The sequence below is a fragment of the Methylobacterium sp. E-046 genome, assembly GCF_022829625.1.
Taxonomy (GTDB): domain Bacteria; phylum Pseudomonadota; class Alphaproteobacteria; order Rhizobiales; family Beijerinckiaceae; genus Methylobacterium; species Methylobacterium longum.
Map to the genome: position 1 here is coordinate 19185 of NZ_JAKSYP010000119.1, position 17769 is coordinate 36953.

Sequence of the window (17769 nt, forward strand, 5' to 3'; positions counted from 1 at the left end):
CGTTGGCCCGTAGTCATCGTCAGGAGCCGCGCTTGAACCGGTCGATTCCCGCCCTTCTCCTCACCGCCGTCGCCCTGGCTGGCCTTCCGGCCGCCGCCTGGGCGCAGGAGAAGACCGGCGCGGCGCCGAAGTCCGAGACCGCCGGCAAGCCCGCCGCCGACACCCAGGAGCCGGGCAAGACCGCGACCGACGCGGTCACCAGCCCCTCCACGGTACCGCCGACCGAGGGGGCCGTCGGCACCGGCAAACCGCCTGCGGCCGCGGCGCCGCCGGCCGCTGGGACGCCGTCGGGGTCGAACCGGTAGCTGCCCGGTGCAGCACGGCCAGAGCCGAATGGTCCGCCGGCGGACCGATGCGTCGTTCGCAAGTCTGCCCGATGCGGCCGAGACGAGGCGGTCGCAGGCAGGTTGAGCGGGAACATGCGTCAAGAACGGGTCGCCCGAAGCCTTCGCGAGCCCGCACCCCCCCATCGATTCCGCTCCGCTCCGGGTCCGCGGATCCTCCGCCGCCACCTGTCGGGGATCGCCGCGCCCGATCCCCGACTCTGGGGATTGACCGGCGCGATCATCGCAATCGATGCCGCCTGGATGGGGATGGCCGGGATCGCGGTCGAACCGGGCGGTTTCGTCCTCGCGGCGGTGCTCGTCCTCGTTCTTCTGATCGCCGCCGCCGGCCTGAGCACGGTGAAGTCGGACCCGCCGCTGCGCGGCATGGCTCTGGCGACCGCGTTCCTGATCGCGTTCACGGTGCCGGTGACGGTGCTGCACTACCTCGCCGCCGGCCTTGCGCTGCCCTTCGTGGACGGTGCCCTGGTCCGTCTGGAGGCCGGGCTGGGCTTCAACTGGACGGCCTACGTGGCCTTCATGGCGGCGCATCCCACCCTGTCCTGGTGGCTGGCCCTCGCGTACCATTCCAGCGGGCCGCAGGTCGGGCTCGTGGTGATCGCGCTGAGCGCCACCCGCCGCCTGGGACGGCTGTGGAGCTTCACGCGGCTGTTTTCCGCAACGCTCCTCTGCGTGATCGTCCTCGCCGCCCTCCTGCCGGCCCTCGGACCCTACGCCACCTACGCACCGCGCCACGTTCCCTCCGAGCCGCTCGAGACGGTCGGCGCACTCTGGCACCTCGAACCGGTGGCACGGCTGCGGGCCGGCACCCTCGACACGCTGGCCCTGGGCGACCTGCGCGGCCTCGCCACGTTCCCGTCCTTCCACGTCTGTCTGGGGATCCTGACGGCCTGGGCGCTGGCGCCCCTGCCGATCCTCGGCCCGCTCGCGCTCCTGCTCAACGGGGCCGTGATCGTCGCAACGATCAATGCGGGCGGTCACTATCTGCCGGACGTGCTGGCCGGTGCACTGCTGGCTGGGGGAGCCCTGGCGGTGCGGGCGCGTGCCCGCGGCCGCGCGCCGTCCGACCTCCTGGCCTGCCCGGCGCCGGCGGCCGTCAGCCCGGCGGACGCGTGAGACGGCGGCACCCGGAGCGCGAACCACCCCGCGCCAGCGCGATTAGCCGGAGTGTGGAGATGTGCCGGACGATGCCGCAGGCCCGTTGGACGACCCGCGACACCATCACGCCTCCGCGTCTCCGGCCGATCTCCAAGATGCTGACCGGGGTCTCCTGCACCATCGATCCGATACCCCGGCGGCGGTCCCGCTTGCCGGCCGAACCTCCCCTTCATAGATCGTCCCGATGACGGCACTCCCTTTCGACAACAGCTACGCCCGCCTTCCGCAGGGCTTCTTCGCCCGCCGCCCGCCGACGCCGGTGGCGGCGCCCCGCCTGATCCGGCTGAACCGCGCGCTGGCCGAGGAACTCGGCCTCGATCCGGACTGGCTCGCGGGCCCTGAAGGCGTGGCGGCGCTGGCGGGCAACGCCGTCCCGGAGGGCGCCGACCCCATCGCGGCGGCCTATGCAGGGCATCAGTTCGGTCAGTTCGTGCCGCAACTCGGAGACGGCCGCGCTGTCCTGCTCGGCGAAGTGGTCGACCGGAACGGGCGGCGCCGGGACATCCAGCTGAAGGGCTCGGGCCCGACGCCGTTCTCCCGGCGCGGCGACGGCCGCGCGGCGCTCGGGCCGGTGCTGCGCGAGTACCTCGTCAGCGAGGCCATGGCGGCGCTCGGAATCCCGACCACCCGGGCGCTCGCCGCCGTGGCCACGGGCGAGCCCGTCGTACGCGAGACCCTGCTGCCCGGCGCGGTGCTCACCCGCGTGGCGGCGAGCCATATCCGGGTCGGCACCTTCCAGTTCTTCGCGGCCCGGGGCGACGTCGAGGGCCTGCGGGCGCTCGCCGACCATGTTCTGGCCCGGCACTATCCGGAGGCCGCGCAGGCCCCGAGCCCGTACCGGGCGCTGCTCGAATCCGTCGTGGCCGCCCAGGCCGAACTCGTGGCGCGCTGGCTGCTCGTCGGCTTCGTCCACGGGGTGATGAACACCGACAACATGGCGGTCGCCGGCGAGACGATCGACTACGGCCCCTGCGCGTTCCTCGACGTCTACGATCCCCGGACGGTCTTCAGCTCCATCGACCAGAACGGGCGCTACGCCTACGGCGAGCAGCCGCGCATCGCCCTCTGGAACCTGACACGGCTGGCCGAGACCCTGCTGCCGCTCCTGGCCGAGGACGAGACCGCCGCGGTCGCCGAGGCCGAGGCCGCGCTCGCCGGCTACGCGCCGCGTTTCGAGGCGGCCTATCACGGCGGCTTCGCGCGCAAGCTCGGGCTCGCGGAGACCCGGGAGGACGATCCGGCGCTGGCGGGCGATCTCCTCAAGCGGATGGCCGAGAACCAAGCCGACTTCACCCTGACGTTCCGGAACCTGTGCGCGGCGGCTGAACGGCCGGAGGCGGAGACCGCGGTGCGCGACCTGTTCGTCGATCCGACCGCGTTCGACGCCTGGTCCGGCCGCTGGCGCGTGCGGCTGTCGCAGCAGGAGCGTGACCCGACCGCGACCGCGGCCGCGATGCGCGCGGTCAACCCGGCCTACATCCCGCGCAATCACCGCGTGGAGGCGATGATCGAGGCGGCCGTCGAGCGCAGCGATTTCGCGCCCTTCGCGGAGATGCTGGCCGTGCTCTCCCGCCCGTTCGCGGATCAGCCGGAACACGCCGTCTACGCGGAACCGCCCGCGGGCGGCGGAGTCGGCTACCGGACGTTCTGCGGAACCTGACGGGGCGCGAGCGGCAGTCTGCGGGCGGCCGTACCGCCGTCAGGCAATCGGCCACGCGTAGATCTCGTGCAGGCTGCCGTCGTACCGAAACCAGTGCGTCCGGGTCGCCGGGTTGAAGCCGTGGTCCCGGTACGAGGCTGCGATCACCGAGACCAGCGCTTCCGCCGCGCTTCGGTCGTCGATGTCATAGGCCAGAAGTTGTGGAGCGCGCCCCTGTGAGCGGGCAAGATCGCGGACGAAGATCGAATACGACGCTGACTGCATGGAGCTCAACCTATGGTAGAGATCGCCAGATAAAGTCGGTGCGCGCGTCGTGGTTCATCACAGATCTTTGTAAAGGTTAAAGACTTTTAACGGAATTTCGAGCATTTGATCACGTGTGCTGTTTCCCGGTTCCGATCCGGTGACCCGTCATGGTTGGCCGGATCCGGTATATCGGCGCGCGGAGGTGCGTTTCCGACGATCGCCGCCACCGCGGCGGCCAAGCCCTCCGGCACCCTCCACGACATGCAGCCGGGCGAACAGCAGCGCGCCCGCGGCACCGGCTTCGGCGTTCCGGCGCTGCGACGATCTGGCGGACCTCGTCGGCGCTCCCGTGATCGCGCAGCGGCTGCGGTCGACTCGCCGGAACGGATCCGCGTCGTCCTGCGGGTGCCTGCGGCCTCGCGGGGGTCGACGAAGGACCGGACACCGGCGGCCGGGCGCGGCGGGGAGCGCGAACGGCTCGGCGGTCGCCATACCCCAGACCGTGATCGCCACGCCGCTGCGCGCTCCCATCGGGACGACGGCGCGGACGATCGCGGCGCTCGCCGGATCGACCGGGAGCCGGCGCACGAAGGATCGATCGACCTTGATCCCGACGAGGGGGACGCGGCGGAGACAATCGGGCGCGGAGTAGCCCGTCCCGAAATCGTCGATCGCGAGGCCGATCCCGGCCGCGCAGGCGGGTCGGGGTCGCGAGCGTCCGCTCCTCGGTCGCGATGCCCGGCCGCGAGACCGACCCCGATTCCCGCGATGGCGATGAGGCCACGGCGCGTCCGACGAGGAAACCCGTCGACGGTCGCGGAGCCGGATGCGGGATGGGGCCAAGGGCGCGCCCGAGACGGGGGGATCCGATCTCCGCACCGGTCTCGGGCGTCAGGTCACCGCGCAGTGCCCCTTCGACCGTCCGGCGAAACGCGATAGGGAGCCCTGGTACGGGGCGGGCAGGGGGCGGGGCGGTGGTGAAACGGATCCTCGCGGGCCTCGTCGGGCTGCTCCTCGCCCTGTCGGGCGCGCGGGCCGCCCCCGTCGTGGTCGCCTCCAAGCTCGACACAGAGGGCGGGGTCCTCGGGTCGATCATCCTCCAGGTGCTGAAGGCGCACGGGATTCCGACGACCGACAGGACGCAGCTCGGCGCCACCGCGATCGTGCGCCAGGCCCTGATCGAGGGCCAGATCGACATCTATCCGGAATACACCGGGAACGCCGCCTTCTTCTTCGGGCAGCAGAGCCTGCCGGTCTGGAAGGATCCGGAGGCGGCCTACGAGACCGCCCGCGCCCTGGACCTCAGGGCCAACAACCTCGTCTGGCTGACGCCGGCCTCGGCCAACAACACCTGGGCGATCGCGGTGCGCGCCGACATCGCTCAGGCCCACGGGCTCAAGACCATGACCGATTTCGGCCGCTACGTGGCCGGGGGCGGGTCGATCAAGCTCGCCGCCTCCTCGGAATTCGTCTCCGCGCCAGCCGCCCTGCCGGCCTTCGGCAGGACCTACGGCTTCGCGCTCAAGCCGGAGCAGCTCGTCATCCTGGCGGGGGGCGACACCGCCGCCACGATCGCGGCGGCGGCGCGCGGCACCTCCGGAACGAGCGCCGCCATGGTGTTCGGTACCGACGGCAGCCTCGCCGCCGCCAAGCTCGTCGCGCTGGACGACGACCGGCGGGTCCAGCCGGTCTATCAGCCCGCGCCGGTGGTCCGCGCCGAAGTCCTGAGAGCACATCCTGAGATCGCCGCAATCCTCGATCCGGTCTTCCGCCGGCTCGACCTGGGAACGCTGCGGGAACTCAACGGGCGCGTGCAGCTCGGCGGCGAGCCGGCCTCCTCGGTCGCCGCGGATTTCCTTCAGCGGAACGGTTTCGTGCGCGAGCCGGCGATGCGGGCGCCTGCCGCGGCCGGACATCCTGGCCTCCCCGCGGTCCCGGACTGACGCGGTCTACGCGGGCTCGGGGAGAGGCGCCTTCCGTCCGCGATCGCCCTACCTGTGGACCGGCGCCCGCGCTCATCATCGGGATGGAGGAGCCTCTGTGACGTGGATACGCCCCGACCCGGGGGGGCGGCCGCCCGGCCTGATCCGCTCCGGCGTCGATCCGCTGGGTTCGGTCTTCGCGGCCTTCATCGCACTGAGCGTCCTGGCGCTGCCTCTGATGACGGCCCGGCCGAACAGGATCGCGGAGGGGACCTCCCTGATGGCGTGGTCGGCGCTGCCGTCCGGCCACGCCCTGGCGCTCGGGGGAGTCCTCGGGCTCGCCGCGCCGCTGCTCGCCCTGCGGGTCGCCCCCCGCCTGCGCGTCGCGGCCGGCGCCGCGGCGCTCCTGCTCCTCTGCCTCACGGCCGGCTGGGCGGCCGATCACCTGACGGCGCCCGGCGACCGGTATGCCCGCGTCTCGCCGGACGCGGGCTGGTGGCTCGCCTTCGTCTCCGCGGGCCTCGCGCTCGGCGACGGATTGGCCCGCCTGCGGCCGGGGCCGGGCGTCAGGATCGCCTTGCTGGCGGCCGGCGCGCTCCTGACGGGGCTCGCCCTGGGCTCCGGGTTCTGGGATCAACTCTCGGTGCTCCGGGAATATGCCAGCCGCTCCGACACGTTCGGCCGGGAGGTGAGGACCCACGCGGGTCTCGCCCTGTCCTCGGTGGCGGCCGCCACCGCGATCGGGATCCCGGCGGCCATCCTGGCGCGTCCGGTCCCCGCCCTGCGCACGGCGCTGCTCGCGGTCCTCAACGTCGTGCAGACCATCCCGTCCATGGCGCTGTTCGGGATGCTGATCGCGCCGCTCGCCTGGATCGGCCGGACGGTTCCCGGGGCGGCTGGTCTCGGGATCGCCGGCATCGGTGCCGCGCCGGCCTTCGTGGCCCTGTTCGCCTACGCGCTCCTGCCGGTGGCGGCCGCCACCGTCGCGGGGCTCGAGGCGGTGCCCGGCCCGGTGCGCGATGCGGCGCGGGGCGTCGGCATGACCGGGCGGCAATGCCTGTTCCAAGTGGAACTGCCCCTCGCCCGCCCGGCGATCCTCACCGGGGTCCGCATTGTCCTCGTCCAGAACATCGGTCTGGCGGTGATCGCCGGTCTCGTCGGCGGCGGCGGCCTCGGCGTGTTCGTGTTCCAGGGCATCAGCCAGAACGCGGGCGACCTCGTCCTGCTCGGGGCGCTGCCCACGGTCGCCCTGGCGGGCGCCGCCGCGATCCTGCTCGATGCCGTCATCGATGCCAGCCGCTTGCGGGAGCAGAGGCCATGATCGAGCTCGCGCAGGTCAGCCGCAGCTTCGGCGCCCGCCCCGTCGTCACGGACGTCAGCCTGCGGGTCGCGACCGGCGCGATCCTGACCGTCGTCGGCACCTCGGGATCGGGCAAGACGACCCTGCTGCGGATGATCAACCGCCTCGTCGAGCCGAGCACCGGCACGATCCGGGTGGCCGGCCGCGACGTCCGCAGCGTGGCGCCCCACGTCCTGCGCCGCGGGATCGGCTACGCCATCCAGGGGCACGGATTGTTTCCCCACCGCACCGTCGCGGAGAACATTGGAACCGTTCCGCACCTGCTCGGCTGGGACCGGCGCCGGATCGCCGCGCGGGTCGACGAGCTGCTCGGCCTGTTCCGCCTCGATCCGGCGCTCTACCGCGACCGGCTGCCCGGGGCGCTCTCCGGCGGCGAGCAGCAGCGGATCGGGGTCGCCCGCGCCCTGGCGGCCGAGCCGCCGATCCTGCTGATGGACGAGCCCTTCGGCGCCCTCGACCCGATCATCCGCGGCCGGGCCCAGGAGGACCTGCTGGCGATCCAGCGGCGCTACGGCACCACCATCGTTCTGGTGACCCACGACATGGACGAGGCGCTGCGCCTCGGCGACCGCATCGCCGTCATGGATGCCGGCCGCCTCGTGCAGGAGGCGAGTCCCGCGGCGCTGATCGGTGCGCCCGCGACCGACTTCGTCCGGTTGCTCCTCGGCGGCCGGGACCGGGCATTCCAGCTCATGGCCCTGCGCGTCGTGGATGAGCTCGTCGAGCCCGGCGCCGCGCCGGGCGAACCGATCCCGGTCGGGACCTCCGTGCGCGCGGCCCTGGCCGAGAGTCTCTGGTCACGCCGCGCCGCCCTGCCGGTCAGCCGGGACGGCGTGATCCTCGGCCGGGTCACGCGCGCGGCCCTCGAGGCCGAGGGCGCCGAGCCATGAGCCGGATCCCGCGCGTGCTGACGATCCTGCTCCTCGCCGGCCTCGGGGGCTTCCTGACCAAGCCGGAAGCCTTCGCGGCGCTGTTCAGGCCCTTCGCCCCCGGCGATACCCCGCCGATCTACGCCCAGACGCCGCTGCTGACCCTCGCGGTCAACCACCTGCTGCTGGTGGCCGCCGCGACCCTGGCGGCGAGCCTGCTGGCCGTGGGCTTCGCCGTCGTGGCGACCCGTCCGGCCGGGCGCGACGTCCTGCCCTTCGCCCGGGCGGTGGCCAATCTCGGCCAGACCTTCCCGCCGGTGGCGGTGCTGGCGCTGGCGCTGGCGGTGCCGGTCGTCGGGTTCGGCACCGTGCCGACCCTGATCGCCCTGGTCCTGTACGGCTTGCTGCCGATCTTCGAGACGGCGCTGACCAGCCTGAGCGGCCTCGATCCGGCACTCCGGGAGGCGGCCCGCGGCCTGGGACTGACCGGTCGCCAGCGGCTCGTCCAGGTGGAACTGCCGCTGGCCCTGCCGATGATCGTCTCCGGGATCCGCGTCTCGGCCGTCATCGGCCTCGCCACCGCCACCCTCGGCTCCACGGTTGCGGCCAGCACCCTCGGCGAGGTCATCGTCTCCGGCCTGCTCACCGGCAACACCGCCTACGTCCTGCAGGGGGGGCTCACCGTCGCCGCGCTGGCGATCGTCGTCGATGCGGGCTTTCGGGTCCTGCAGCGGAAAGCCGCGCGACGGGCTGGATTTCCTTCCTAGGGGCGACTAGAAGTCCGGCAGGATCGTACGCGCGATTCTGGGGCGTGGAACCCCCTGTCTGATGGTTGGTGCCGACCACAACGGTACCGGATCCTTGACCGTACGGTCGGGGAGCCTGCGGCGTATGTCCAGGCGTCCCGGCGCTAAAGGTCGTAGGGACCGTTCAGACACGGTTTTCCAACTCCCCGACTCGGGATGGTCGAAGGACTTGTTTGCGGGGGCGTACCGCGGACAAAAGCCAGCTGGGAGGGAGGGGCCGTGGGTTCCAGCGATCCCGACTTGCGGATGCGCCAACTCGCGAAGCTGCGTGCGGCCTACGACGCCAGGTCCGGCCTGCCGGACGACCCGGCCGGCCGGAACGCGGCCCGGCATTCGAAGGCGCTCCTGGAGCGGATCCTCGTGGCGCTCGGCGAAGTGCGGGACGGCGAGAAGGCGCGGCCCGGAGCGTAGGGCCGGGCCCCCGCACGCGGCGCCCGCCGTGGCGCAGCGGCTCGGATGGGCGAGACAGGCCCGGCGGCTCCACGCTATGACATCCCGTATGACACCCGCCGACCGAGACCGGCTCGAAAAGTGCCTTGCGCTGGCCGAGCAGGGCGCGACGCCGGGCGAGCGCGCAGCCGGTCGCGCCGCCGCCGCGCGCATCGCCGCCGCCGCCGGCCTCACGGTGGCCGAAGCGCTCCGGGCGGTCCGGCAGCCGCGGGGCCCGTCGCACGCGTCCCAGCCGCCCCCGCGGCGCACCTATGCCTGGGCCGAGCCCAAGCCGGCGGTGGACCCCATCACGGTCGAGGAACTGCTCCGCCAGAAGGCGCAGACCGAGGCGTGGCGCAAGCGGGCGGCGACGGCGGACGCCCGTCGACGCGGGCGGGAACGCGCGGATCAGGAGGCCTACGTGGCGCAGCAGCGCGCCGAGCAGGCGGAGCGCGATCGGGACTGGGCGCGCGCCCGCGCCGCTGCGGCGCCCGACGAGGCTCCGTAGGCTGTGGCGCCGTGCGCCCGGCGGTGGACCGGGTCCTCCGGCAGCCCGTCGGGGTGCCGGGTGGCGGTCCCGCACTGGGCTTTTCGCCTGCGACGGCGGATCCTTCGCTGGGCCGCCGTGTCGGTGCCGCAGCAGCAGGCGGCCCCAGCCGTCAGGCGGCTTCCAGCAGGAAGTTGGTGCGGCGGAACATCAGCTCGCGCCGATAGAAGTAGACGCTGCCTCGACGCATGGCGTCGTGCGCCCTGTCGAGGTCGAAGCCGAACGGCCTGTCCCGCGTCGTGTCGATGCAGCTCACGTAAGTCCACCGCACGCCGTCGATCATCGGCGGGATCGGCTGGTCCTGCCGGACGGCGCAGAACTGCTGTTCGTCCGAAGCCTTGACGAAGATGTAGAACGTCTTCCGCGCGCACATCCGAACCTCCAGAAGATTCCGGGGTGTATCCGCAACGCAACGGTCAAGCTATAAACTGATTCGGCCGCAATGGTCAAGCTTTTGCCATGTTTCCGCCACGGATGAGACGGTACCGGGCCGGCACGGCGCGGTACAGCACGGAGCGAAGCTGCGCCCGGGTCACTCGGCCGGCTCCTGGAGCGGCTTGCCCTTATCGACGACGTAGACCGACAGGATCTTCAGGGTCCTGTCACCGACGACCGTGTAGCCGGCATGGGGTACGCCGCGCCTGTTGATCCCGCGTTCGCCGGCGGGGCGCTCCTTCGGCGCCTGACCCTGTGCCTGGGCGAGCGCGCCCTCGAGCACGTAGAAGGCCTCCTCGCCGTTGTGGAAGTGCCGTCGCGAGGTCGCCCCGGGCGGGATCTCGACGAGCTGCATGACGATCTCCCGCCCCTCATCGCCGGAGACCGGTGAGCGGCCGAGTTCGGTCCGCTTCACCTCCTGGGCGGCGGCTGCGCCCGCAACGAGCAGGGTGCCCGCGGCCCATAGACGAGCCAGAGCAGTGGTGCGGCGGTGGGGGCCCATATCGGTCTCTCTCTTTCGTCGGGGAGCATGACACGGGCCGGCTTGGCCGGGAACGACCGGACCTTCGCTGGCCGTTACAGTCTTCGCCGGCCGCCGGTCCGGCCATCTACAGGCAGCCGGCGCGCCTCAGGGCACCGATCATCTTCCGGCCGACCCGGTATCCGTTCAGGGCCTCGGACCCGAGGATGCGGACGGTCTCGCTCCCGCCGGTCCGATTGTAGAGAAACACTTGGAAGTTCTGTTCCGGCCGGTCCGGTCCGGCGCCGCTGACCTGGCCGCAGAACGCGGCGTCCTGACCGGCCTCGGTCTGGATCGGCCGAACCTTCCGAAAGCGGACGCGCCCGGCTTCCGGGAACACGGCGGCGACCCTGGCGCGCATCTCGGCCTCGGGGGAGAGGTCGAGGCGCGGGAGGTTCAGGCCGGACAAGCCGAGCGCATCCTGTCCGTGGACGACTGCCGGGACGAGGAGGAGCGCCGCGAACGCGCCGAGCGATGCGCGCCTCATGCGGTGCCGCCGGCCGGGCGCCGGTCGCGGGTCTCGGATCGCGGCCGGACCCCCGGCCTGGCCACAGGCTGTCGGCGCATCGGATCCTGAGCGGAATGGGCACCCTGCACGGACGATATTGGATCATGAAGCCAGGCTGAGTGGAAGCAGTCCCGCGAGACCGTCATAGTTCGGGCGGTGCCGCGGAGCGTCGGGCGGCGGCCGGTCCGAACGAGCGGCGCTGTCAATGCGTGGTTGTAGCGTGCTGCGAGCGCCCGGGCGGCCGGCCGGCCCCGCCCTTGCCCGGGGCCCGACCTGATGGCGGCGCGGCGTGGTATTCATGCACTGGGGGACGTAAACCAACTTATGATAGCAAATAGGAGCCGGTGCGGGACGGCGATTCTCTAGGCGGCACGATCATGGATACCGGTTTGCATCTGAGAGAGGCTCTGATCGCCGCTGGCGTCGTCGGCACGTGGTACTGGCAGGTCGCGAACGGCGGCGTCATCCTGGATCGCGGTTCGGCGGAGCTGCTGACCGGCGACCCCGCGCTGGCCGGGAAGGTTCTGGACCTGAACACGTCGTTTGCCTGCCTACACCCGGACGACCGGGAGCGGGTGTTCGCACGGGTCGACGAGCATGAGCGGCGGGGCGGACCGAACGTGATGGAGTATCGGGTCCGCTCACCCGAGGGGCGCGTGCGCGTGCTGCTGGATCGCGGGCGCGTCATCGAGGATGCGGACGGGACGCGCGCAGGCTACGGCGTGTTGCTCGACATCACGGACCGGCTGCCGACGGGCATCGACGCGCTCTCGGATGTGGCCGATCGCTGCCTCGGCCTGCGCGACGTGCTTCTGCAGCATGGCACGACGCGGATGCAGCTGCTGATTGATCTACTGCTGTTCGAGATCGGCCGTGAGATCGCCCATCACGGGGCGGATCCGGAGGGGGCGCGTCTGCAGTAGCGCGGTGGTGGCACGGGGGCATCGCGGCCCGGCTCAACTAGCATCATGGTGCGGGCGGCCGGGACGAAGCCCCGGCCGGGCCGCGGCGGTCGACGGCGACGGTGCCCTGCGCCACGACCAGCACGGGCTGTTGGCGCTCGACGATGATCTGCGGCGCGCAGGCCGCGTCGAAGGCGACGAGGTCGGCGCGCACGCCGGGGCTCAGGGTGCCCGGCCCCAGGCCCGCGACGCGCGCCGGCACGGCGGTGATCGGCTCGAGGAGCGCCGCGAGGTCGGCATCGCTCCGGAGATCGAACCGGTAGGCGGCGAGCTGGGCGCGATCGATCATGCTGGTGACCGAGGACGGGTTCCAGCAATCGCGCACGTTGTCGGTCCCGAAGACGATCGCGACGCCGAGTTCCCGCAGGCGCGGGATCGGCGGGCAGCGGCGCCCGCCCGGCACGCTGCTCAGGATCGCGATGCCGGCGCAGCTCAGGCGTTCCGCAATCCGGCCGAGGCGCAGGTCGTCGGCGTCCGCGAGGGCGAAGGCGTGACTGATGGTGACCCGCCCGCCGAGCCCGGCAGCCGCCGTGCGGGCCAGGATCGCGTCGATCTCGTCGAGACCGGTCTCGCCCGCGTCGTGCAGATGGATGTCGACGGCCCGGTCGTGGCGCTCGGCCAGGGCGAAGACGGCGTCGAGCGGTCCGTCGCGGTCGCCGTCGATGCCGACAGGATCGAGGCCGCCGACGAGGTCCGCCCCCATCCGCATGGCCTCGTCGAGATACTCCGCCACCGGAGGGCAGCGCAGGATGCCGCTCTGCGGGAACGCGACGATCTGGATCTGCATGCGGTCCGCCCACCGCGCCCGCAGGTCGAGGATCTGGGCGAGGTGATCGAGGCGCGTGACGTCGTCGATGTCGACATGGGTCCGCAGGCTGGTCGTGCCGCCGCGGAGCATGCGTTCGAGGAGCGCCTCGGCGCCCTGCTCGGCCAGCGGGAGCCGGCTTGTGCGGCGGAAGGCCTTCTCGTCCTCGATGATCGCGCGGACCGAGCCCCGAGCCCGGTGCGGCCGCCAGCCCAGGCCGAGCATGCATTTGTCGAGATGGACGTGCCCGTCCGACAGGCCCGGCAGCACCAGGGCTCCGGCGAGATCGAGGGTCCGCGCGGCGCGCGGCAGGGCCTCGCGGGTCTCACCCGGGTCCCGGAGCGCGGTCACCCGCCCGGCCTGGATGTCGACCGCGAGGGTGCGACCGTCGGCGGTGGTCGCGTTGAGGAGGCGCAGGTCGCACGGAGCGCCCGGCGTCGGACCAGATCTCGCCATCACCCCGATCCTCCTTCCGTCACGGACGCGCCGAAGCGCGGCCCGCACCCGGCGCATCTGCGCCGCGGCCTTCAGATCGGGAGGGCATGGCTGATCAGCACCACGGCCTTGCCGACCTGATCCGCGCCCGCGATCTGCCTGACGATGAACTGGGCCACATCGGCCCGCGCGATCAGTCCGTTGCGCCAGGATGAGGGCGTATCGAGGACGCGGTAACGGCCGGTCGCGGTCCCGCCCGTGAGAACCCCTGGACGGACGAGGGTCCAGTCCAGCGGGCTGCGACGGATCCGCATCTCCTGGGCGTCCTTGTCGTCGTAGGCGCGTCCGAACACCAGTCGGAACGGAAGGCGCTGCAACGGGCTGATGGCGTCGCGGCTGTCGCCCGCGCCGAAGCCCGTGACCGCGATGAGCCGGCGGACGCCGGCCTTCTCCATGGCGGGAACGAGCAGGTTCGTCGCGTCGGAGAACAGGCGGACCGGTGCGAGCAGGTCGCGGAACGGGACGCCGAGCGCCTGAACCACGACATCCACGCCAGCGAGTGCGGCCTCGATGTCGCGCGCGTTCAGGGCGTTTCCCGGACAGCGCTCGACGCCCGGTTCCGATACCGCGATGGCGTTGGCGGACCGGGCGAAGGCGCGCACGCGGTGGCCGGCGGCCGCGGCTGCCTTGACCGTCGCCAGCCCGATCCCCTGGCTGGCTCCGATGACGAGGATATGGGCCATCGATGATCCCTGTGGCTGATCCCTGATGTCAGCGTCGACAGCAGAGCGTAGGACGCGGGCAAGCGCCATGTGGCCGCTTGCCCTGGGCGCCTCCTCGCCCGGGCGGAACGCCCCGGCGGCCGGCGCCGGTCCACCGGTGGATCGCCGGGTTTCCCAGGACGGCCGCGGTCTTGCCGCGCTGCCAGCGAAGACGGGCGGGAGCCGTCCGGTGTGAAGCATCGCATGCATGGTCCGCGATTCGAACCGCGTCGGACACGCGGGGCGAGGCGCGGCCGGACCTGACCGGACCACGCTTGCGCCTGTTCGCGACGCGCACGGGCGCCATGCGGCCGGTCGAGGGATCGAGGGAACGGCAACGATGCCCTTCGCCCATGCGGCTTCAACGACCTCGGCAATGAGCGCGGGGAACCCGCCGTTTTGGCGCCGGTGGCAGCCTGTCTGCGGCCGCTCGATTGATCTATGTTAAACGCTGGCTGAGAGCGCTCATCTGTGCGGCTGGCCCCGGAGGAGCCGATGGCAGCCTTCTTTTTCGACGTGTGCAACACGGCCGGGTATTTTTGGGACGAGCAAGCGATGGAGTGTGCCGGCCGCTCTGCCATTGAAGCGCACGCGCGTGACCTGCTGACGATTGCCGCTGCATATCACGACGGCGGCACCTACCCGGTCGCTGTCATCGTATCGAACGAGTGCCATACGCCCGTGCTGACCGCTATCAGCCTCGCAGACGGGCCCAATTTTATCTGGAACTGGCCCTCCCGGGATGCCCCGCGCCGGTAAGCTGCCGGGCGACCGGGGTAGGGGTTCCTTCCGGCCCTTCGCGGCCTACGCTCCGGCGTCGGGTCCGTTCCTGCGCTGGGGCGGTCTGGGCTGTCCCGGCCGGGATGCGCCGCCGACCTGTTTTGCGACCGCGTTGCCGGTTCAGCCCGATCGTCGGGCCGTCCAGCGGCCCGAACAGGAAGTCAGGCCGGAGAGCGTCCAGCGACCGCTGCCCCCCGTTCCGCGCAGGCGGCCCGAGACCGAGACGTTGGCGAGGCCCTGGCGGATCGTGCCGGTGATCCGTCCATCCGTAGTGGCGCGGCCGGAGGTGTCGACACCATTGGCTCCGGCATCGTCCACGTTCCCGTCCCGGATGACGATGGGATAGCGGTACGGCCCGGCGCAGCTCCCGCTGTCGGCCGTCGCCACCACCGACCACGCGCCGTCGAAGCGGTTCGCCGTCTGCGCCGCCGCCGGTGCGAGACCGAGGCCGAGAAGCACGGCGGGCACGAGAATGATGTCGTTCAGTCGGATCATGGTCTCCTCTGTAGGCAGTCTGGAGGCTGCGTCGTCAGCCGGGAGGGGAGTCGTCGGCCACATCCGCACTGAGATAGAGAGTCATGAACGCGCCGGTGGCGCGGTCGGCATAGGTATCCGGATCCTCCCCGGGCCAAGGCGGTACGACCTCGGTCGGCGGCCTGCCCCGCAGCAGGGCTTCGAGTTCGGCGACCGTGAGGCCGGCTTCCGTCGCGGCGCTCAAGGCGCGATCCGCATGGAGGCACGGTTCGGACCCGCCGCCCTCGCGACCGCCGAAACCTGTCTCAGGCACGAAGGTCCGGTCCCTCGGGATCGCCGGGCGGCACGTCGGGGCCGAGGTCCGGCTTCGGCAGGTCCGGAGGGACATCGACGGGTGCCGAGGGCTCGTCCGGTCCGAGCGGTCGTTCCCTCGGAGGCGGCTCGAAGCCGGGCGGTCGATCGACGGGGTCGGGATGGGCGGATCCCGCGGCTGGCAGACCTGGATGTGCCATGGGTTTCCTCACGGCCGGGATATCGACCCGGATGACGGAAAGGCAACGGGCCGGACGCGCGCCCGGAGTGGCACGGGCATCCGGCCTCGCGGCCGTGCCGGGCAAGAGGGCTGTCCGCCCAGCACAACCTCGAAATGTGGGCGGAGCCCGCGAGCACGCCGCGATCGGCTCCGTAGACTCGATATGGGGACCAACAGCCTCAACGCACTGAGAAAATTCTACCAGTACGCCGTTTTTTTCTTCGGGGCGGCGCGGCAGGCCCGCGCTGCCATGGCGGGAGCATCGCGCGCGTGCGAACCGGATCACGCGGCGCGTTTCTCCACCACGCGAGTGTCGGAGATCCTGTCGTCCGCGCAGAGCCGCTTGGCCAGGACGCGGGCGATCAGGACGCGGGCGATCAGGACACCGGCGATCTGGGCGCCGGCCAGAACAGCCATGGCCGGGCGCCGTACGCGTCGCCGGCGGACCGCGCCGGGCTCATCGGGGTGTTGGTCAGCGGGATCGAGATCGGGTGAATCGGCACCGGCCCGGAGCACGCCAACCGGAACAGGCCGAAGCACTCGGCGGCCGCGCGGCGTCTCAGGTCGTGGCTCAGGGTCGTGGTCCCTCAATCACGCGCCGGGTTCGGGGTCGGGTTTGCCGTCGCGGCGCGCCTCCCGGACGGGCGGCCGGCCTGGTGGGGTCGGACGGCGCGCTCGGCGACACCGGTTCCAGGCTCAGGCCTCGCCGAGTTCCCGGGCGAGCCGGTCGCGCGCCCGGCTGACTCGGCTCTTCACGGTTCCGCGGGGACAGCCGATGATCGCGGCCGCTTCCTCGTAGGACAGGTCGTCGAGCGCGATGAGCATCAGCGCCTCGCGCTGGGCCGGCTCGAGCCTGTCGAGGGCCGACTGGATATCCCGAACGTCGATCCTGCTCTCCTGGTCGGCCGGTTGGGACAGCCGGCCCGCGTGCAGGCCATCGGGGTCGGGAACCTCGCGGCGGCGCTTGAGGCGCCCATTGAGGTAGCCGTTGCGCAGGATCGTGAAGAGCCACGCCTTCAGCCGGGTCCCGGGCTGGAACCGCTCCCGGTTTTCCCAGGCCTTGAGCAGGGTGAACTGAACGAGGTCCTCGCTCTCGACCCCGTCGCGGGTCAGCGACAGGGCGAACCGGCGCAGGTGCGGCACCGCCGCGATCAGGTCGGCCTGGAATGAGGCCAAGCTCTCTGTCGCCGCCGCGGCATCGAGCGCTTCCAACAGGCGCCGGAGCCCTCTGCCAAGTCGCGAAGTTTCGTCGATGCCCACAACTTCTGGATAGTGTACGGGCCGATCCAATCCCGGATCGCGGACAACGCGCGAGACGGGGGTGCCCCCGACGGTCGGCTTTGTCAGATGTTCGTAGACGTTCAGCATGGACGGCATGCTCATGTCGGTCAGGATATGGCGCCTGTCCTCGACAGGCGGCCCTCTGGCTCAGGCGAGCATTAATCTTTGGTCGGGAGGCGCCGCGTCAATGATGCGGACATACCAGGAAAAACACTTATGTGAGGGAACCGGGTTGCGCACGACCCGTTTGTGCCCCGCAACCAGCGAGCCGGTATGAACGCAGTGAGGTGAGGCGAGCCTTGGTCCGGGATTGGCGACCGGCTCGAAAGTCGGTCGATGTCCGGCTCGAGGGGGAGGCACAGAACCGCATGCGCGTGGCGCAGGATGGTCCCGGTTCGAGCAATCCGGCGGGCAAGCAGTACTTTGGCCGTCGAGGTCTATCGTACCGGTATGGAAAGATCATTGATCGCGGATGATGTGCGCGCATCTTCCGGTCGGCCAGGGTTTACTCAGGAACGACGAGGTGCCCATGACCGACAACAGGAAGACGCCCTCCACCGATCATCTCAAAGGCTCGGTGACGGAAGCCATCGGCAAGCTCACCGGCGCGGTGCGCGTCGAAGCCGAAGGCCGGCGTCAGAAGCGTGACGCCGAGGCGCCGAAATCCGGACGCCCCAAGCCCTCGGGCTCGGAGGGTGCCTGACTCAGACCGGTCGACGGGTTCCGGCCCGGGACCGCGGCGGCCGAACGAGACACGGCCGAGATCACAACCAAGATCGCAACCGAGATCGCAACAGGAGAACGACATGGTCGACACGGATCGGATCACGGGCGCCGCGCAGGCGCTGGGCGGCAAGCTGCAGGGCGCGGTCGGCGACCTGACCGGCTCGCGGCGGGACTCGGTCGAGGGCCGCGCCCGGGAGGCGGCCGGGCAG

At 71.7% G+C, this 17769-nt stretch carries 22 protein-coding genes and 2 pseudogenes; 13 read left to right on the forward strand and 11 right to left on the reverse strand.

Annotation, left to right across the window (positions count from 1 at the left end; translation table 11 throughout):
* Positions 1–32 precede the first annotated feature (32 nt).
* The 3 genes from MKK82_RS10935 (at position 33) to MKK82_RS10945 (ending at position 3162) form a co-directional block, all read left to right on the forward strand.
* Positions 33–305 carry a hypothetical protein gene (locus MKK82_RS10935; RefSeq protein ID WP_238290881.1) on the forward strand — a complete coding sequence of 91 codons (273 nt, stop codon included), beginning with the start codon at positions 33–35 and terminating at the stop codon, positions 303–305.
* A 246-nt stretch (positions 306–551) separates the two neighbouring features.
* Entirely contained in the window at positions 552–1460 is a 909-nt protein-coding gene (locus tag MKK82_RS10940; protein ID WP_243985638.1) for a phosphatase PAP2 family protein, read from the forward strand.
* Between the two features lie 226 nt (positions 1461–1686).
* Entirely contained in the window at positions 1687–3162 is a 1476-nt protein-coding gene (locus MKK82_RS10945) for a protein adenylyltransferase SelO (RefSeq protein ID WP_238290879.1), read from the forward strand.
* Positions 3163–3201: 39 nt separating this feature from the next.
* Here the strand turns inward: MKK82_RS10945 and MKK82_RS10950 are convergent, their stop codons facing one another.
* Both MKK82_RS10950 and MKK82_RS10955 read right to left on the reverse strand, forming a co-directional pair.
* Positions 3202–3426 carry a hypothetical protein gene (locus tag MKK82_RS10950; protein WP_238290877.1) on the reverse strand — a complete coding sequence of 75 codons (225 nt, stop codon included), beginning with the start codon at positions 3424–3426 and terminating at the stop codon, positions 3202–3204.
* 147 nt (positions 3427–3573) lie between these two features.
* Positions 3574–4287: an EAL domain-containing protein gene (locus MKK82_RS10955; protein ID WP_238290875.1), complete on the reverse strand. Its 714-nt coding sequence runs from the start codon at positions 4285–4287 to the stop codon at positions 3574–3576.
* 95 nt (positions 4288–4382) lie between these two features.
* On the opposite strand from MKK82_RS10955, the pseudogene MKK82_RS10960 reads away from it, so the two are divergent.
* The 6 genes and pseudogenes from MKK82_RS10960 to MKK82_RS10985 form a co-directional block, all read left to right on the forward strand.
* Positions 4383–5288: pseudogene (locus MKK82_RS10960) on the forward strand (ABC transporter substrate-binding protein); the annotation flags it as partial.
* Between the two features lie 160 nt (positions 5289–5448).
* Positions 5449–6651: an ABC transporter permease gene (locus tag MKK82_RS10965; protein ID WP_238290874.1), complete on the forward strand. Its 1203-nt coding sequence runs from the start codon at positions 5449–5451 to the stop codon at positions 6649–6651.
* Positions 6648–7580: an ABC transporter ATP-binding protein gene (locus MKK82_RS10970; RefSeq protein WP_238290873.1), complete on the forward strand. Its 933-nt coding sequence runs from the start codon at positions 6648–6650 to the stop codon at positions 7578–7580. The genes MKK82_RS10965 and MKK82_RS10970 overlap by 4 nt, the downstream gene beginning before the upstream one ends.
* A complete protein-coding gene (locus MKK82_RS10975; protein WP_243985640.1) occupies positions 7577–8326 on the forward strand; it encodes an ABC transporter permease in 750 nt (249 codons plus the stop codon). The genes MKK82_RS10970 and MKK82_RS10975 overlap by 4 nt, the downstream gene beginning before the upstream one ends.
* 258 nt (positions 8327–8584) lie before the next feature.
* Positions 8585–8776 (forward strand): hypothetical protein, encoded by a 192-nt coding sequence (locus MKK82_RS10980; RefSeq protein WP_238290871.1) that lies wholly within the window; start codon positions 8585–8587, stop codon positions 8774–8776.
* A gap of 88 nt (positions 8777–8864) precedes the next feature.
* Entirely contained in the window at positions 8865–9302 is a 438-nt protein-coding gene (locus tag MKK82_RS10985) for a hypothetical protein (RefSeq protein WP_238290870.1), read from the forward strand.
* Between the two features lie 151 nt (positions 9303–9453).
* Here the strand turns inward: MKK82_RS10985 and MKK82_RS10990 are convergent, their stop codons facing one another.
* The 3 genes from MKK82_RS10990 to MKK82_RS11000 all read right to left on the reverse strand — a co-directional run bounded on the left by MKK82_RS10990 (position 9454) and on the right by MKK82_RS11000 (position 10783).
* The gene (locus tag MKK82_RS10990; RefSeq protein WP_238290869.1) at positions 9454–9714 is read right to left on the reverse strand and encodes a hypothetical protein; all 261 of its coding nucleotides are present in this window, start codon (positions 9712–9714) and stop codon (positions 9454–9456) included.
* Positions 9715–9873: 159 nt separating this feature from the next.
* A complete protein-coding gene (locus MKK82_RS10995; RefSeq protein ID WP_238290868.1) occupies positions 9874–10278 on the reverse strand; it encodes a cupin domain-containing protein in 405 nt (134 codons plus the stop codon).
* A 106-nt stretch (positions 10279–10384) separates the two neighbouring features.
* Positions 10385–10783: a hypothetical protein gene (locus tag MKK82_RS11000; protein ID WP_243985642.1), complete on the reverse strand. Its 399-nt coding sequence runs from the start codon at positions 10781–10783 to the stop codon at positions 10385–10387.
* 365 nt (positions 10784–11148) lie between these two features.
* Here MKK82_RS11000 and MKK82_RS11005 point away from each other — a divergent pair, with 365 nt between their 5' ends.
* On the forward strand, positions 11149–11727 hold the full coding sequence (locus MKK82_RS11005; protein ID WP_238290865.1) for a PAS domain-containing protein: 579 nt from the start codon (positions 11149–11151) through the stop codon (positions 11725–11727).
* Positions 11728–11770: 43 nt separating this feature from the next.
* Here MKK82_RS11005 and MKK82_RS11010 read toward each other — a convergent pair whose 3' ends face one another.
* Together MKK82_RS11010 and MKK82_RS11015 are read right to left on the reverse strand one after the other, a co-directional pair.
* Complete coding sequence (locus MKK82_RS11010; protein ID WP_238290864.1) at positions 11771–13027, reverse strand: amidohydrolase; 1257 nt, start codon at positions 13025–13027, stop codon at positions 11771–11773.
* Between the two features lie 71 nt (positions 13028–13098).
* Positions 13099–13749 (reverse strand): NAD(P)-dependent oxidoreductase, encoded by a 651-nt coding sequence (locus MKK82_RS11015; protein ID WP_238290862.1) that lies wholly within the window; start codon positions 13747–13749, stop codon positions 13099–13101.
* 513 nt (positions 13750–14262) lie between these two features.
* On the opposite strand from MKK82_RS11015, the gene MKK82_RS11020 reads away from it, so the two are divergent.
* The gene (locus MKK82_RS11020) at positions 14263–14526 is read left to right on the forward strand and encodes a DUF6894 family protein (RefSeq protein ID WP_238290861.1); all 264 of its coding nucleotides are present in this window, start codon (positions 14263–14265) and stop codon (positions 14524–14526) included.
* A gap of 141 nt (positions 14527–14667) precedes the next feature.
* On the opposite strand, the gene MKK82_RS11025 is transcribed toward MKK82_RS11020, so the two are convergent.
* The 4 genes from MKK82_RS11025 to MKK82_RS11035 all read right to left on the reverse strand — a co-directional run bounded on the left by MKK82_RS11025 (position 14668) and on the right by MKK82_RS11035 (position 16729).
* Positions 14668–15042 carry a hypothetical protein gene (locus MKK82_RS11025; RefSeq protein WP_238290860.1) on the reverse strand — a complete coding sequence of 125 codons (375 nt, stop codon included), beginning with the start codon at positions 15040–15042 and terminating at the stop codon, positions 14668–14670.
* A gap of 34 nt (positions 15043–15076) precedes the next feature.
* Positions 15077–15265, reverse strand: coding sequence for a hypothetical protein (locus tag MKK82_RS11030; RefSeq protein WP_238290859.1), 189 nt, complete (start codon positions 15263–15265; stop codon positions 15077–15079).
* 570 nt (positions 15266–15835) lie between these two features.
* Positions 15836–15970, reverse strand: a complete 135-nt coding sequence (locus MKK82_RS33895; RefSeq protein ID WP_279602928.1) for a hypothetical protein — start codon at positions 15968–15970, stop codon at positions 15836–15838.
* Positions 15971–16249: 279 nt separating this feature from the next.
* Positions 16250–16729 (reverse strand): sigma-70 family RNA polymerase sigma factor, encoded by a 480-nt coding sequence (locus tag MKK82_RS11035; protein ID WP_238290858.1) that lies wholly within the window; start codon positions 16727–16729, stop codon positions 16250–16252.
* Between the two features lie 634 nt (positions 16730–17363).
* Between MKK82_RS11035 and MKK82_RS11040 the strand changes: the two genes are divergently transcribed.
* Both MKK82_RS11040 and MKK82_RS11045 read left to right on the forward strand, forming a co-directional pair.
* Complete coding sequence (locus MKK82_RS11040; protein ID WP_238290857.1) at positions 17364–17537, forward strand: CsbD family protein; 174 nt, start codon at positions 17364–17366, stop codon at positions 17535–17537.
* A 103-nt stretch (positions 17538–17640) separates the two neighbouring features.
* Positions 17641–17769: pseudogene (locus MKK82_RS11045) on the forward strand (CsbD family protein); the annotation flags it as partial.

What these genes read in the sequence shown, in the direction of transcription:
- MKK82_RS10995 (WP_238290868.1), bottom strand. Translation starts at nt 10,278, where the DNA reads ATGGGCCCCCACCGCCGCACCACTGCTCTGGCTCGTCTATGGGCCGCG.
- MKK82_RS33895 (WP_279602928.1), bottom strand. Translation starts at nt 15,970, where the DNA reads ATGGCTGTTCTGGCCGGCGCCCAGATCGCCGGTGTCCTGATCGCCCGC.
- MKK82_RS11040 (WP_238290857.1), top strand. Translation starts at nt 17,364, where the DNA reads ATGACCGACAACAGGAAGACGCCCTCCACCGATCATCTCAAAGGCTCG.
- MKK82_RS10970 (WP_238290873.1), top strand. Translation starts at nt 6,648, where the DNA reads ATGATCGAGCTCGCGCAGGTCAGCCGCAGCTTCGGCGCCCGCCCCGTC.
- MKK82_RS11000 (WP_243985642.1), bottom strand. Translation starts at nt 10,783, where the DNA reads ATGAGGCGCGCATCGCTCGGCGCGTTCGCGGCGCTCCTCCTCGTCCCG.
- MKK82_RS11015 (WP_238290862.1), bottom strand. Translation starts at nt 13,749, where the DNA reads ATGGCCCATATCCTCGTCATCGGAGCCAGCCAGGGGATCGGGCTGGCG.
- MKK82_RS11025 (WP_238290860.1), bottom strand. Translation starts at nt 15,042, where the DNA reads ATGATCCGACTGAACGACATCATTCTCGTGCCCGCCGTGCTTCTCGGC.
- MKK82_RS11020 (WP_238290861.1), top strand. Translation starts at nt 14,263, where the DNA reads ATGGCAGCCTTCTTTTTCGACGTGTGCAACACGGCCGGGTATTTTTGG.
- MKK82_RS10950 (WP_238290877.1), bottom strand. Translation starts at nt 3,426, where the DNA reads ATGCAGTCAGCGTCGTATTCGATCTTCGTCCGCGATCTTGCCCGCTCA.
- MKK82_RS10985 (WP_238290870.1), top strand. Translation starts at nt 8,865, where the DNA reads ATGACACCCGCCGACCGAGACCGGCTCGAAAAGTGCCTTGCGCTGGCC.
- MKK82_RS11010 (WP_238290864.1), bottom strand. Translation starts at nt 13,027, where the DNA reads ATGGCGAGATCTGGTCCGACGCCGGGCGCTCCGTGCGACCTGCGCCTC.
- MKK82_RS10945 (WP_238290879.1), top strand. Translation starts at nt 1,687, where the DNA reads ATGACGGCACTCCCTTTCGACAACAGCTACGCCCGCCTTCCGCAGGGC.
- MKK82_RS10990 (WP_238290869.1), bottom strand. Translation starts at nt 9,714, where the DNA reads ATGTGCGCGCGGAAGACGTTCTACATCTTCGTCAAGGCTTCGGACGAA.
- MKK82_RS10975 (WP_243985640.1), top strand. Translation starts at nt 7,577, where the DNA reads ATGAGCCGGATCCCGCGCGTGCTGACGATCCTGCTCCTCGCCGGCCTC.